We start from the raw sequence: 13,918 nt of genomic DNA on the forward strand, positions 1-13,918 counted from the left end.
GTCGTGGGGGTTCTTTGGCGGGCGTTGCGGGCAGTGTCAACTGCCGGGCCGGTGGCGCGGGCGGGATTGAGTATTTTTGGCAAGAAAATGAACCGGCGGGGCGTTGGGGCGTATAGCTTGCATGGCAATTGCAGACCGGGCGTTTGAGACGCTGACAGAGGATGGCCCGGAGCGGGCCGAGGATATCACGCAGGAAGCGCGGGAGGCGGAGGCGGGAAACTTCTTTCGCCACGCGGCGTCGCTGTCGCTCTCGAAGCTGGCGGATGGATTGATTGACCCGAAACTGGTGCTGAGCTGGCTGATGGGCGCGCTGGGTGCACCGGCGGCGTTGACGGGCCTGCTGGTGCCGGTGCGCGAGGCCGGGGCGTTGGTGCCGCAGCTTTTCACCGCGGCGCGAATCCGGGCGATGGGGCGGCGCAAGTGGGCTTGGGCTGGCGGCGCGGCGGGGCAGGGCGTGGCGGCGCTGGTGATTTTGGCGGCGGCGCTTTTGCTGGAAGGCTGGGCGGCAGGCGTAGTGATTGTAGCGGCGCTGGCGGTTTTGGCGGTGGCGCGCAGCGTGTGCTCGGTGAGCTACAAGGATGTTCTGGGCAAGACGGTGGACAAGCCGCGCCGGGGCACGGTGACGGGCTTTGCGGCCTCTCTTGCCTCGGCGGGGGTGCTGCTGTTTGCGGGCCTACTGATGCTGGGGCTGCTTGAAAGATTTCAACTTGTGGCCGGTGCGATTGCGCTGGCAGGGGCGGCCTGGCTGGGGGCGGCTTGCATATTTGCGACAATTCGCGAGGAGGACCGGCCCGGCGATGCCGAAGGCGAGGCGACTGGTTTGGGGCAGTTGGTGCTGCTGCGGGAGGATGCCGACCTGCGCCGCTTCGTGCTGGCCCGGGTGCTGCTTTTGCCCACCGCGCTTGCGCCGCCCTACCTGGTGATGCTGGCCGGGCAGGCAGGGGATGACCGCTGGGGTGCCTTGGGCGCGATGCTGGCGGCCTCGGCGCTGGCAGGGCTGATCTCGGGCTGGATCTGGGGGCGGCTGGCGGACCGGTCCTCACGGCTGGTGCTGGCGATTTCGGGCGCGGTGGCGGCGGGCTTTCTGGCGGCGGCGGTGCTGCTTGCGGGCGCGATGGGCACGGCATGGGCAGCGCCACTGGTGCTGTTTGGCCTTATGGTGAGCTATCGCGGCGTGCGCGTCGGGCGCTCGACCTATCTTGTGAACCTTGCGCCGGAGGCGCAGCGGGCGAGCTACACGGCGGTGGCCAACACCACCGTGGGCGTGGCGCTGCTGTGTGGCGGCGCCTTTGGCGTGCTGGCCTCGGTGACGGGGCCGGGGGTGGTGCTGGCGGTCTTTGCCGTGATCGCCGCCGGGGGGGCGGCGCTGGCCTTTGCGATGAAGGAGGTCTGAGGAAAGGTGGGCAGATTGCCCACCCTACATCATCCGATCTCTGCGAGGCGAGCGAGGGCCTCTTTCAACTTGGCTTCTTCTTCCTGCCGCTCGGCGAGGTTGGCTTGCGCCTCCTCGACCACCTCGGGCGGAGCGTTTTCGGCGAACTTGGGGTTTTTCAACCGCCCGTTCAACCCGCCGATTTCCTTGGCGAGTTTGCCGAGGGTCTTTTCAAGCCGGGCCTTCTCTTCATCAATGTCGATGAGGTCGGCGACGGGGAGGCCGAAGGTGCCGCCGGAGACGGCGATGGTGATGGCGCCTTTGGGCATCTCGTCGGCCTTTGTGAGCGACTCGACGCGGGCAAGGCGCTTGATGAGGGCCTCGTTGTTGGCATAGGCCGTTTCGCCCTCGGGGGTGAGGGACACCTGGATCAGCGGCACATGCAGGCCGGCGGGCACGTGCATTTGGGCGCGTGCCGAGCGGATGGCCTCGATCAGGGAGATGACCCAGTTGACCTCGGTGTCAGCCTGCGCGTCGATCAGCTCGGGGCCGTATTCGGGCCATTCGGCGTGCATCACGAAGCCTTCGTGGCCTTTTTCGGCCCAGAGTTCCTCGGTGATGAAGGGCATGATCGGGTGGAGGAGGATGAGCACCTGATCGAGCGCCCAGGACATGGTTTCGCGGGTTTCGTCGGCCGCGTCGGTGTCGAACAGCGGCTTGGAGAACTCGATGTACCAGTCGCAGAAGGTGCCCCATGTGAAGCTGTAGAGCGCCTGCGCGGCATCGTTGAAGCGATAGTTTTGCAGGGCGTCATCTACGGCTGCGCGGGTTTTGGCCAGCTCTCCGATGATCCAGCGGTTGACGGTGGATTGCGGCTGCGGGGTGCCTTGGGGCTTTGCCTCGAAAACGCCGTTCATCTCGGCGAAGCGGGCGGCGTTCCAGAGCTTGGTGCCGAAGTTGCGGTAGCCGGCGATGCGCTGGGTGTCGAGCTTGAGGACGCCGCCGAGGGCGGCCATGGCGGCGGAAGAGAAGCGCAGGGCGTCGGCGCCGTATTCACCGATGATCTCCAGCGGGTCGATCACGTTGCCGACCGACTTGGACATCTTCTTGCCCTTGGCGTCGCGCACGAGGCCGTGGAGGTAGACCTCGGTGAAGGGGACTTCGCCCACGACGGCAAGCTGCATCATCATCATCCGGGCGACCCAGAAGAAGAGGATATCCTGCCCGGTGACGAGGGTGGAGGTGGGGAAATACTTCGCCAGCTCAGGGGTTTGCTCGGGCCAGCCGAGCGTGCCGATGGGCCAGAGGCCGGAGGAGAACCATGTGTCGAGCACGTCCGGGTCGCGCCAGACGGGGTAGGTCAGCACGGTGGGATCCTGGCTGACGTTGTATTCGGCCAGCGAGGCGGCGAGCACGTCTATCGCCTCGGCGCGGCCCGCGACTTCGACGATGCGGGCGTTGCTGATGGGGGTGGGCGTGTCGGCCAGCTCGCCTTTGAACTTGTGGGTGACGGTGGCGATGTCGGCGGCGCAGTGGTGCACGGTGCCGGTGTGGACCATGCCCTCGGTGAGCAGGCGCATCAGCTCGACATGATCGAGCGCGCCATCGTTCTCGTCATCCTTGAAGTCGGGCGCGGAGAGGTCGAGCCCATACCAGACCGGAATCTGGTGGCCCCACCAGAGCTGGCGGGAGATGCACCAGGGTTCGATGTTGTCGAGCCAGTGGTAGTAGGTCTTTTCGCCCGACTCGGGGAGGATTTTGACCTTGCCGCCGCGCACCGCGTCGAGCGCAGGGCCGACGATCTTTTCGGCGTCGACGAACCACTGGTCGGTGAGCATGGGCTCGATGACGACCTTGGAGCGGTCGCCGAAGGGCTGCATGATCGGCTTGTTCTCGACGTAGGGCATCATGCCGCCGTCAAAGCAGGTTTCGCCCTCGTCATCCGGCGGGGCGGGGACCATGACGGCGAGGCCTTCGTCGGTGATCTGGGCGACGACCTTCTTTCGGGCCTCGAAGCGGTCGAGGCCGCGCAGGTCATCGGGCACGAGGTTGAGGGTGTCGACCTCGGCTTCGGTGAACGCCGCGCCATTGGCGATGGCTTGCGCGCGGGTGGCGCAGGTGGCGTAATCCTCGCCGTCGTCGCGCAGGTTCGCCTTGGTGTCCATCAGGCGGTAGAGCGGGATGTTGTTGCGGGTGGCGACGCCGTAGTCGTTGAAGTCATGCGCGCCGGTGATCTTGACCGCGCCGGAGCCGAAGGTTGGGTCGGGGTATTCGTCGGTGATGATCGGGATCAGGCGGCGGTGCTCTTTGGGGCCGACCGGGATTTCGCAGAGTTTTCCGACGATTGGGGCGTAACGTTCATCGGAGGGGTGAACGGCCACGGCACCGTCGCCCAGCATGGTTTCGGGCCGCGTGGTGGCGATGGAAATGTAGTCGCGGGTTTCGCGGAGGATGATGTTTCCGTCTTCGTCCTTCTCGACGTATTCGTAGGTTTCGCCCCCGGCGAGCGGGTATTTGAAGTGCCACATGTGGCCGGGGGTTTCGATGTTTTCGACCTCAAGATCGGAGATCGCGGTTTCGAAATGCGGATCCCAGTTCACGAGGCGTTTGCCGCGATAGATCAGGCCCTTTTCGTACATGTCGACGAAGACCTTGATGACGGCATCGTGGAAGTTGGGTGCGCCTTGGCCGGCGTCCGGGTCACCCGCCGCGCCGCCCATGGTGAAGGCCTCGCGGGACCAGTCGCAGGAGGCGCCGAGGCGCTTGAGCTGGCCGATGATGGTGCCGCGCGAGGCGACCTTTTGCTGCCAGACGCGCTCAAGAAACTTTTCGCGGCCCATCTCGGCGCGGGTCGGCTCGCCGTTGGCGGCCATCTCGCGCTCGGTGACCATTTGCGTGGCGATGCCTGCGTGGTCGGTGCCGGGCTGCCAGAGCGTGTCAAACCCGCGCATGCGGTGCCAGCGGATGAGAATATCCTGCAACGTGTTGTTGAAGGCGTGGCCCATGTGGAGCGAGCCTGTCACGTTGGGGGGCGGGATCATGATGGAATAGGTCTCGGGGCGGCGCGCGGCGACACCGGCGGCGAAGGCGCCTGCCTTCTCCCATGCCGCGTAGATGCGGCCCTCGGCTTCGCTTGCGTCGAACGTCTTTTCCATTGCCATGTCGGCTCTCCGGCTCATGCTTTGCTTGGGGCGAGGGGATACCTCTTTGGCGGGGAGAGGGAAAGCCCGCGCTGGCTCTGGACAGTGCGGCCATGAAGGCTAGTGTCTCACGGACCAGCGAAGAGGAGTCAGCAGCATGAACGCTTTCGGAAAAAGCCAGTCTCTCAAACGGGTGGAAGACCAGCGTTTTCTCACCGGACACGGGCAGTATCTTGAGGATACGGTGCCCGAGGGTGCGCTGTTTGCCCATTTCCTGCGCTCGCCGGTGGGCCATGGGAAGCTGGTTACGCTGGGGCTGGAGGAGGCCCGCGAGATGCCGGGCGTGAAGCTGGTGGCCGGCGCGGCCGAGATGAAGGCCGACGGGGTGGACCTGCTGCTGGAAGGCGCCCGGGTGGCCAATGTGGACGGCTCCAAGGGGGCCGATGCCAAGCGCCCGGTGCTGGTGGAAGAGCGGATGCGCTTTGTGGGCGACCCGATTGCGGTGGTCATTGCCGAGACGCCGGAGCAGGCGAAGGATGCCGCCGAGGCGATCGAGTTGGATTTCGAGGAACTGCCCGCGCATATGGAGCTGGCCCCCGGCGGCGAGCCGATGCACGAAGAGGCGCCCGACAACATGGCCTATCACTGGGCGCAGGGCGATGAAGAGACCACCGATGCGGCGCTGGCGGCCTCCAAGCATCGGGTGAAGCTCGAAATCGTCGACAACCGGGTGATGATCGTTTCGATGGAGCCGCGCGGCGCATGGGCGGAGTGGGCCGACGGGCGCATTCACCTGTGTTTCAGCGGGCAGGGTGTGTGGGGGCAGAAGGCCTCGCTTGCCCGGCACCTTGGGCTGGCAGAGGAGAACGTGCGGGTCACGCATCCTGATGTTGGCGGCGGGTTTGGCCTGAAGGGGCAGGAATTTCCGGAGCATTGCGTGGTGGCCTGGGCCGCCAAGTACCTTGACCATCCGGTGCGCTGGATGAGCGAGCGCGGCGAGGGGCTGCAAAGCGACCATGGCGGGCGCGACCTTGTGAGCATCGCCGAGCTGGGCTTTGACGAGAACCTGAAGATCACCGCCTACAAATGCGAGAACCGCTCGAACATGGGCGCCTACAACTCGGGTTTCGGGCAATATATCCAGTCGTTCCTCTTTGCCCGCGTCTTCCCCGGCACCTACCAGATCCAGACGGCCTATCTGGGCTGCAAGGGCTATTACACCAACACCGCGCAGATGGACGCCTATCGCGGCGCGGGGCGGCCCGAAGCGATCTTTGTGCTGGAGCGGATGATGGACGAGGCGGCGCGCCAGCTTGGCGTCAGCCCGTGGGAGCTGCGGCGCAAGAACTTCATCGCCGCCGACCAGTTTCCCTACAAATCCGTCAGCGGCGAGCTTTACGATGTGGGCGATTTTCATGCGGTGCTGGCCGATGTGGAAAAGGCCGCCGATCTTGAGGGCTACAAGGCCCGCAAGGCGGAGAGCGAGGCCAATGGCAAGCTGCGCGGCTATGGGCTGGCCTATTACATCGAGTCGATCCTCGGTGATCCGACCGAGGGCGCGACGGTGGAGTTTGCCGAGGATGGCATGGTGGACCTGATGGTGGGCACCCAATCCAACGGGCAGGGGCATGAGACGGTTTATGCGGCCTTCCTTGAAGAACGCTCCGGCATTCCGGTGGAGAAGATCCGGGTGGTGCAGGGCGATTCTGACCGGATCGCCACGGGCGGCGGCACTGGCGGCTCGCGCTCGGTGACAACCCAGACCAACGCCACCATCGCTGCCGTCAACGTGATGGTAGAGGCCTTCGCGCCTTTCGTGGCCGAAGAGCTGGGCGTGGATGAGGTGGAGTTTGAGGATGGCAGCTTTGGCGCACCCGGCTCCAACCGCCGCCCGACGATGATCGACGCCGCCGAGATGGCACGCGAGAAGGGCCGCGAGGATCTGCTGCGCCATGAGGGCAAGGCCACGCTCGACGGGCGCAGCTACCCCAACGGCGGGCATTTCTGCGAGGTCGAGGTGGACCCGGAGACCGGGCAGGTGGAGCTGAAGCGCTACACGGTGGTCGATGATTTCGGCAACCTCGTGAACCCGACACTGGCCGAGGGCCAGGTGCATGGCGGCGTGGCGCAGGGCGTGGGGCAGATCCTGATGGAGAACGCCGTGTATGACGAGGACGGCCAGCTGCTGACCGGCTCGTTCATGGATTATGCCATGCCGCGTGCCGCCGACCTGCCGTTCTATGGTTTCGAGGCGCATCCGGTGCCCTCGATCCAGAACCCGCTGGGCATGAAGGGCTGCGGCGAGGCGGGCACGGTGGGCGCGATGGCGGCTGTAACCAACGCGGTGATCGACGCGCTTTGGGACAAGGGCGTGCGCAATGCGCAGGTGCCATTCACCCCGCAGCGGGTTTGGGCGCTGTTGAAAGAGGCGGAAGGTGACGCTTCGTGAGTTTCTAGGCTCCTTCTGGCCGGGGCGGCGCGAAAAGAACACGCCGCGCCCGGCCACGCGGGAGTCTGTTGCCCATGTGGTGGTGCTGGATGGCACCATGTCGAGCTTGCGCCCGAAGCATGAGACGAACGCGGGGCTGACCTTCAAGCTGCTCAGGCAGGCGGTGCCGCGGGCGCGGCTTTCGGTGCATTACGAGCCGGGCATTCAGTGGCGCGACTGGCGCTCGACCGGTGATGTGGTGGCCGGGCGGGGAATCAACCGGCAGATCCAGCGGGCCTATGGCTTTTTGGCCAGCCGATACCGGCCGGGCGACCGGATCTTTCTGATCGGTTATTCACGCGGGGCCTATGCGGTGCGCTCGCTGGCGGGCTGCATTGATACGGTGGGGCTGCTCAAGCGCAACCATGCCACCGTGCGCGGCGTCCGGCAGATGTGGCGACACTATCGCGCGGGCGGTGCGGGCGAGGCGGCGCTGCGCTTTCGGCTGGCCTATTGCCACAACGATGTGCGGATCGAGGCGGTGGGCTGCTGGGACACGGTAAAGAGCCTCGGGGTTCGGCTGCCATTGCTCTGGCGGTTCACCAATGACGCCCATGCCTTTCATAACCACAACCTCGGGGCGGCGGTGAAGAACGGCTTTCATGCGTTGGCGCTGGACGAAACCCGGCTGGCCTATGCCCCGGTGATGTGGGTCAGCCGCGAGGGCTGGCCGGGCGAGCGGCTGGAGCAGGTGTGGTTTCGCGGCAGTCACGGCGACGTGGGCGGGCATATCACCCCCTTCCTCAAGGCGCGGCCGTTGGCGAATATTCCGCTGGTCTGGATGCTGGGGCGGCTGGAGGACTGCGGCTTGCCGATGCCGGAGGGCTGGGCGGGCGCGTATGAGCAGGACGTCAACGCGCCCTCGGTGGGCCGGTTTGCGGGCTGGGGCAAGCTCTTCCTGTCGCGGCGGGCGCGTGTGATCATGGAAGACCCGAGCGAATCCTATCACCCCACGGCGCGGCCCGATGCGCCGCTGATGGCCGATCCGGCCTCGGGTGGGCCGGGGCCTTCGGTGGAAAAGCGCAAGGAAACGCAGGATTCCGGCCCGGACGCCCCCTGACGAGGCTTGACGCCTCCCGGCTTTGCCCCTAAACGCACGAAACGAAATTCGGGGCGCGCTGCCCAGCCCGGGCCGCGCCTCTCTCATTTGAGCACGAGGATGAAACCATGTCTCGCGTCTGCGAACTGACCGGCAAAGGCCCGATGACTGGCAACAACGTCAGCCATGCCAACAACAAAACCCGCCGTCGCTTCCTGCCTAACCTGCAGGATGTGACGCTGATCTCCGACATTCTGGGCCGCCCCTTCAAGCTGAAGGTGTCGAACCACGCCCTGCGCACGGTGGACCACCGCGGCGGGCTGGACGCCTTTCTGGCGAAGGCCAAGTCTGAAGATCTTTCGCGCAAGGCGCTGAAGATCAAGAAGGACATCGAGAAGGCCCAGGCCGAAGCCGCCTGATCCTTTGCGAATGCAAGATGTGAACCCCGCCGGTGGCAGCACCGTGCGGGGTTGCTTCATTTTGGCCCCTTGCGGCGAGACGGCGCGGGGCTAGGGTGCGCGCGATGATGATGGTGAGGCGTGTCATATCGGGGCTGATGCTGGCGGTGCTGCTGCTGGCAGGGCAGGCGTTGTCCGTGGCGCGCGGGCATGGCGCGGCCGTGGGGCAGATGGTGATCTGCACCGGATTCGGCACGCAGGTTGTGCATGTGGACGCCGAGGGCAACCCGGTGAGCGCACCGCATCTTTGCCCCGACGGGCTGGCCGCAATGGTGGAGGCCCATGTGCCGCCGCCGCCGCTGGCGGTGCAGGTCACGGGCGAAGTGAGCGCTGTGCAGGTGCTCGCACACAGGGTGGATGCGGCGCGACGTGCGCGCGCCGTTTTCGAGGCGCGGGGGCCGCCGCTGGCTTGAGATTTTCACGCGACAGAAACTCAAGACAGGACAAGACAGATGAAACTCAAGGCTTTGACCCTCGCCGCGCTTATGGCGGCCTCTCCCGCAGTCGCAGACATCAAGGTGATGGACGCTTACGCCCGCTCTGCCAGCCCCACGGCCAAATCCGGCGCGGCCTTCATGGAGATCATGAACACCGGCGAGGCGGATGACAGGCTGATTGCCGCCGCCTCCGATGCCGCCGCCCGGGTGGAGCTGCACACCCATAAGGACATGGGCGAGGGCGTGATGCGGATGATGGAAGTGGAAGAGGGCTTTGCCCTGCCCGCTGGCGGCGCCCATGCGCTGGCCCGTGGCGGCGACCACGTGATGCTGATGGGCCTCACCGCGCCGCTGGAACAGGGCAGCACCATCTCGGTGACGCTCACCTTCGAGCAGGCCGGCGAGATGGTGGTGGAGATCCCGGTGGACAACGAGCGCAAGCCGGAGGCCATGGACCATTCGAAGATGGGCCACTGAGGGCGCTGGCTACGCCTCGATCACCGACATGATGTCTGAAAGCGGCTTTTTGATCTTGGCCGCTTTCGGCACCGTCGCATCCTCCGCCGGATGGCCAACGGCGAGAATCATCACCGGCTTCTCCGAGGCGGGCCGCCCGAGCAGCTCGTTGAGGAACTTCATCGGGTTGGGGGTGTGGGTCAGCGCCACCAGCCCGGCGTGGTGCAGCGCGGCGATCAGAAAGCCGGTGGCGATGCCGACCGACTCGGGCACGTAATAATTTTTGTAGCGGGTGCCGTCGGAGAACTCGCCCCAGCGCTGGGCGAAGATCACGATGAGCCAGGGCGCGACCTCAAGATGCGGCTTGGCGGGGTCGGTGCCCATTGGCTCCAGCGCCTTCAGCCATTCATCCCCGCCTCCCCCGGCGTAAAAGGCCTCTTCCTCCTTCTCGGCAGCCGCCCGGATGGCGGCCTTGGCCTTCGGCCCTTTTATGGCAGCAAAGTGCCACGGCTGATGGTTCGCCCCGGAGGGCGCGCGGCCTGCGGTGGCAATGGCGGCCTCGATCACCGCGCGATCGACCGGGCGGGGGGAGAAGTCGCGCACGGTGTGGCGCTGCTCCATGCTGGCGAGGAAGGCGCGGGCGGCGGCGAGGCTTTCGGCATCGCTCAGATCGGCGCGGTCGGGCAGGGGGATGGGCTCGAAATCGAGCTGGTCTTTTGAGAACATTCTGGGGGCCTCCTTGGCGGCGGAGTTTGCGGGCGCGGGGGCTGCTCATCAAGGCCTGTCGGCCATTCTTCGCAGCTGGGGCGCGGGCCTTCAGGGCCGTAGAGCGGCTTGGAGGCGTTCTTCGACCCATGCGGGGACAAGCTCTGTTGCCGGGCCGTGGCGGGATTGGTCGAAGAGCGGGGTGATCTCGGAGGGCTCTAGGTTGAGCTCCAGCGTCTCGGCCCCGGACTGGCGGGCAAGGCGGACGAAGCCGGCGGCAGGGTAGACCGCACCGGAGGTGCCGATGGAAACGAAGAGCGCGGTTTGCGAAAGAATCTCGCCGATGCGCTCCATGTGATAGGGCACCTCGCCGAACCAGACGACATCGGGCCGGGTGGCAGGCTGGCGGCAGTCGGGGCAGGGATCTTCCAGCGCCATGGCAGGCGGCGCAAGCCAGCGGTGGCCGCAGGCGGCGCAGAGTGCGGTGTGATGCGCCCCATGCATGTGAATCACCTCCGCGCCTCCCTTTTCATGCAGGTCATCGACGTTTTGGGTGATGATGTGCACCGCACCGGGGTAGGACTTTTGCAACTTTCCCAGCGCGTGGTGGGCCGCGTTGGGCTTGGCAGCCCTCACTTTTTCGCGCCGCATGTTGTAGAAATCGAGCACAAGCCCCGGATTGCGGGCAAAGGCCTCGGGGGTGGCGACATCTTCGATGTCATACTGTGCCCAGATGCCGCCCGGGTCGCGAAAGGTGGCGATGCCGCTCTCGGCAGAGATACCGGCGCCGGTGAGAATGGTGATGGGTCGCATGAGGCCTCAGGTTCGGTTAGCCTCGCCAGCATGACTCATCGCGTTCTCTTTGTCTGCCTCGGCAACATCTGCCGCTCCCCCACCGCACACGGCATCTTTGAGGCCAAGGCCCGCGCGGCCGGGCTGGAGGTGGAGGTTGAGGGGGCGGGCACCGGGGCGTGGCATGTGGGCGAGCCGCCGGATCGGCGGATGCAGGCGGCGGCAAAGGCAGCGGGCTATGACCTGAGTGCGCTTAGGGCGCAGAAGTTCACGGCGGCGGATTTTGATCGTTTCGATGCGATTTACGCGATGGACCGCCAGAACCTTGCCGACATCGAAGCGCTGCGCCCGGCGGGCAACGCCACGCCGGTGTCGCTGTTTCTCAGCCACGGCCCGAGTGGGCGTGAAGAGGTGCCCGACCCTTACTATGAGGGCGGGTTTGACGGGGTTGTCGAGATGGTGGCGCAGACCTGCGACGCGATGATCGAAGAGCTGCGCCTCAAAGGCTGATCAGGAGCAGGAGGCGGCGGCGGAGTTGCCGAACTTCTTCCATTTCTTCCAGAAGATCTCATTGCCGGGGTTGTCAGACTGGCGGGTATCTTGCGCCAGCTGCGGCTCGCGGAAGAATTTTGCGCCCTTGCGCTGTTCCGAGCGGCTGAGCTCGAAATCCGCCACCCGCTGGATGCAGGAACACAGCGAGCGCGAGGCCCCCCGGTCGGATTTGATGCAGGCGCGCTCGAGCACCTTGGCCTCGGCCGTGGTGGGCAGGGCGGTGACGGCGGGCAGAGCCATCGCCGCACAGAGGAGGAGAGTGGAAAGGGATTTCATCTGCTGTTTGCCTCGTTCGATCGGTTATCCAATGTGCCGGATGTGCCTCCGGCTGCACGGGGTCGTGATGGCGATAGGATGGCGCGAAACCGGGAAATTTTCAATTGGGCATGTCTTGTGGGGCGCGGGCGGCGAGGGCCAATAGATTGTGCACGGAGCGGAAACGGCCCACTCCGGCGGCTGTGAGGTGACGTGAGTGCGCACGGCCCGGCCGGGCAAGGCCGCGCCGCCCTGCACGCCCGCTTGACGGGGCCTTGAAACCCCCGCATATCACCGCAATGACAGACCTGAAACACATCCGCAATTTCTCCATCGTTGCCCATATCGACCACGGGAAATCCACGCTGGCCGACCGGCTGATTCAGTCGACAGGCACGGTGCAGGACCGCGACATGAAGGAGCAGCTCTTGGACTCGATGGATATCGAGCGGGAGCGGGGCATCACGATCAAGGCGCAGACCGTGCGGATCGACTACAAGGCCGACGACGGTGAGACCTATGTGCTCAACCTCATCGACACGCCCGGCCACGTGGACTTTGCCTATGAGGTTTCGCGCTCGATGCGGGCGGTTGAGGGCTCTCTGCTGGTTGTCGACTCCACGCAAGGGGTTGAGGCGCAGACGCTGGCGAACGTGTATCAGGCGATTGATGCTGACCACGAGATTGTGCCGGTGCTCAACAAGATCGACCTTCCGGCGACAGATTGCGAGCGCGTGGCCGAGCAGATCGAGGATGTGATCGGGATCGACGCGAGCGGGGCGATCCGGGTGAGCGCCAAGACGGGCGTGGGCATTCACGAGACGCTGGAGGCGATCGTGAAGCTGCTGCCCGCCCCGCAGGGCGAGCGCGACGCGCCGCTGAAAGCGATGCTGGTGGATTCTTGGTATGACGCCTACCTCGGCGTCATTGTGCTGGTGCGGATCAAGGACGGCGTGCTGAAGAAGGGCGACCGGATACGGATGATGAGCACCAATGCGGTGTATCCGGTGGAGCGGCTGGGCGTGTTCAAGCCCGCGCTGCTGCCGGTGGACGAGCTGGGGCCGGGGGAGATCGGCTTTTTGACCGCCTCGATCAAGCAGGTGCGCGACACGCGGGTGGGTGACACGATCACCACCGAGAAGAAGGGCACCGACAAGCCGCTTCCGGGCTTCAAGCCTTCGGTGCCGGTGGTGTTCTGCGGGCTGTTCCCGGTGGACAGCGCCGAATTTGAAGACCTGCGGGATGCGATCGAGAAGCTGGCGCTGAATGATGCATCGTTCAGCTACGAGATGGAGACCTCCGCCGCGCTGGGCTTCGGCTTCCGCTGCGGCTTCCTCGGGCTGCTGCACCTCGAGGTGATCCGCGACCGGATCGAGCGGGAATATGACATCGAGCTGATCACCACGGCGCCGAGCGTGGTTTATCATCTCTATATGAAGGACGGGGAGATGAAGGAGCTTCACAACCCCGCCGACATGCCCGATCTGACCTATGTGGACCACGTGGAGGAGCCGCGCATCAAGGCGACGATCCTCGTGCCCGACGATTACCTCGGCGAGGTGCTGAAGCTCTGCCAGGAACGGCGTGGCATCCAGCAGGATCTCACCTACGTCGGCGGGCGGGCGATGGTGGTGTATGACCTGCCGCTGAACGAGGTGGTGTTTGATTTCTACGACCGGCTGAAGAGCATCACCAAGGGCTATGCCTCGTTTGACTACCAGATGGTGGGCTACCGGGAAGACAACCTTGTGAAGATGTCGGTGCTGGTGAATGACGAGCCGGTGGACGCACTGAGCATGATGGTGCACCGCGACCGCGCCGAGATGCGGGGCCGGGCGATGTGCGAAAAGCTGAAAGACCTGATCCCCCGCCACATGTTCAAGATCCCGATCCAGGCGGCGATTGGCGGCAAGGTGATTGCGCGGGAGACGTTGAGTGCTTTGCGCAAGGACGTGACGGCCAAGTGCTACGGCGGCGACGCGACGCGGAAGAAGAAGCTGCTGGAGAAGCAGAAGGCCGGTAAGAAGAAGATGCGCCAGTTCGGGAAGGTGGATATCCCGCAGGAGGCATTTATCAGCGCTCTAAAAATGGACAGCTAGGCTGTCCATTTTTGAGCGGGTGGGCGAAAGCGGTTTTCCTTGGAAAACTGCGTGCCCACACCCTGCAATTGCAGTGCATCGGGCTGATACACCTCCCATTGACCGAGCGGTGGGTTTCACCCACC

General features: G+C 65.3%; 12 protein-coding genes. 8 read left to right on the forward strand and 4 right to left on the reverse strand.

The genetic code is table 11. From position 1 onward, the window contains the following. The first annotated feature begins 121 nt into the window (after positions 1-121). Positions 122-1,393, forward strand: a complete 1,272-nt coding sequence (locus FHY55_RS07290) for an MFS transporter (RefSeq protein WP_140013556.1) — start codon at positions 122-124, stop codon at positions 1,391-1,393. Positions 1,394-1,422: 29 nt separating this feature from the next. On the opposite strand, the gene FHY55_RS07295 is transcribed toward FHY55_RS07290, so the two are convergent. Beyond that, entirely contained in the window at positions 1,423-4,533 is a 3,111-nt protein-coding gene (locus FHY55_RS07295) for a valine--tRNA ligase (protein ID WP_140016036.1), read from the reverse strand. A gap of 136 nt (positions 4,534-4,669) precedes the next feature. Between FHY55_RS07295 and FHY55_RS07300 the strand changes: the two genes are divergently transcribed. The 5 genes from FHY55_RS07300 (at position 4,670) to FHY55_RS07320 (ending at position 9,411) form a co-directional block, all read left to right on the forward strand. Beyond that, positions 4,670-6,961: a xanthine dehydrogenase family protein molybdopterin-binding subunit gene (locus FHY55_RS07300; protein ID WP_140013557.1), complete on the forward strand. Its 2,292-nt coding sequence runs from the start codon at positions 4,670-4,672 to the stop codon at positions 6,959-6,961. Continuing rightward, the gene (locus FHY55_RS07305) at positions 6,948-8,060 is read left to right on the forward strand and encodes a DUF2235 domain-containing protein (RefSeq protein WP_140013558.1); all 1,113 of its coding nucleotides are present in this window, start codon (positions 6,948-6,950) and stop codon (positions 8,058-8,060) included. Before FHY55_RS07300 ends, FHY55_RS07305 begins: the two co-directional genes overlap by 14 nt. Positions 8,061-8,167: 107 nt before the next feature. Next, a complete protein-coding gene (gene rpmB / locus FHY55_RS07310; protein ID WP_140013559.1) occupies positions 8,168-8,458 on the forward strand; it encodes a 50S ribosomal protein L28 in 291 nt (96 codons plus the stop codon). Between the two features lie 104 nt (positions 8,459-8,562). Next, a complete protein-coding gene (locus FHY55_RS07315) occupies positions 8,563-8,910 on the forward strand; it encodes a hypothetical protein (RefSeq protein ID WP_140013560.1) in 348 nt (115 codons plus the stop codon). 39 nt (positions 8,911-8,949) lie between these two features. Then, entirely contained in the window at positions 8,950-9,411 is a 462-nt protein-coding gene (locus FHY55_RS07320) for a copper chaperone PCu(A)C (RefSeq protein ID WP_140013561.1), read from the forward strand. Positions 9,412-9,420: 9 nt separating this feature from the next. Here FHY55_RS07320 and FHY55_RS07325 read toward each other — a convergent pair whose 3' ends face one another. Both FHY55_RS07325 and FHY55_RS07330 read right to left on the reverse strand, forming a co-directional pair. Then, entirely contained in the window at positions 9,421-10,116 is a 696-nt protein-coding gene (locus tag FHY55_RS07325) for a nitroreductase family protein (protein WP_140013562.1), read from the reverse strand. Positions 10,117-10,206: 90 nt separating this feature from the next. Continuing rightward, entirely contained in the window at positions 10,207-10,908 is a 702-nt protein-coding gene (locus FHY55_RS07330; RefSeq protein ID WP_140013563.1) for an NAD-dependent deacylase, read from the reverse strand. A 30-nt stretch (positions 10,909-10,938) separates the two neighbouring features. Here FHY55_RS07330 and FHY55_RS07335 point away from each other — a divergent pair, with 30 nt between their 5' ends. Continuing rightward, the gene (locus tag FHY55_RS07335; RefSeq protein WP_140013564.1) at positions 10,939-11,397 is read left to right on the forward strand and encodes a low molecular weight protein-tyrosine-phosphatase; all 459 of its coding nucleotides are present in this window, start codon (positions 10,939-10,941) and stop codon (positions 11,395-11,397) included. On the opposite strand, the gene FHY55_RS07340 is transcribed toward FHY55_RS07335, so the two are convergent. Next, positions 11,398-11,715, reverse strand: a complete 318-nt coding sequence (locus tag FHY55_RS07340; RefSeq protein ID WP_254695446.1) for a hypothetical protein — start codon at positions 11,713-11,715, stop codon at positions 11,398-11,400. A gap of 278 nt (positions 11,716-11,993) precedes the next feature. Here FHY55_RS07340 and lepA point away from each other — a divergent pair, with 278 nt between their 5' ends. Beyond that, entirely contained in the window at positions 11,994-13,793 is a 1,800-nt protein-coding gene (gene lepA / locus FHY55_RS07345) for a translation elongation factor 4 (protein ID WP_140013565.1), read from the forward strand. The last annotated feature ends 125 nt before the right edge of the window (positions 13,794-13,918 follow it).

Source organism: Oceanicola sp. D3 (assembly GCF_006351965.1).
Classification (GTDB): Bacteria; Pseudomonadota; Alphaproteobacteria; order Rhodobacterales; family Rhodobacteraceae; genus Vannielia.

What these genes read in the sequence shown, in the direction of transcription:
- FHY55_RS07290 (WP_140013556.1), top strand. Translation starts at nt 122, where the DNA reads ATGGCAATTGCAGACCGGGCGTTTGAGACGCTGACAGAGGATGGCCCG.
- FHY55_RS07295 (WP_140016036.1), bottom strand. Translation starts at nt 4,533, where the DNA reads ATGGCAATGGAAAAGACGTTCGACGCAAGCGAAGCCGAGGGCCGCATC.
- FHY55_RS07300 (WP_140013557.1), top strand. Translation starts at nt 4,670, where the DNA reads ATGAACGCTTTCGGAAAAAGCCAGTCTCTCAAACGGGTGGAAGACCAG.
- rpmB (WP_140013559.1), top strand. Translation starts at nt 8,168, where the DNA reads ATGTCTCGCGTCTGCGAACTGACCGGCAAAGGCCCGATGACTGGCAAC.
- FHY55_RS07315 (WP_140013560.1), top strand. Translation starts at nt 8,563, where the DNA reads ATGATGATGGTGAGGCGTGTCATATCGGGGCTGATGCTGGCGGTGCTG.
- FHY55_RS07320 (WP_140013561.1), top strand. Translation starts at nt 8,950, where the DNA reads ATGAAACTCAAGGCTTTGACCCTCGCCGCGCTTATGGCGGCCTCTCCC.
- FHY55_RS07325 (WP_140013562.1), bottom strand. Translation starts at nt 10,116, where the DNA reads ATGTTCTCAAAAGACCAGCTCGATTTCGAGCCCATCCCCCTGCCCGAC.
- FHY55_RS07330 (WP_140013563.1), bottom strand. Translation starts at nt 10,908, where the DNA reads ATGCGACCCATCACCATTCTCACCGGCGCCGGTATCTCTGCCGAGAGC.
- FHY55_RS07335 (WP_140013564.1), top strand. Translation starts at nt 10,939, where the DNA reads ATGACTCATCGCGTTCTCTTTGTCTGCCTCGGCAACATCTGCCGCTCC.
- FHY55_RS07340 (WP_254695446.1), bottom strand. Translation starts at nt 11,715, where the DNA reads ATGAAATCCCTTTCCACTCTCCTCCTCTGTGCGGCGATGGCTCTGCCC.
- lepA (WP_140013565.1), top strand. Translation starts at nt 11,994, where the DNA reads ATGACAGACCTGAAACACATCCGCAATTTCTCCATCGTTGCCCATATC.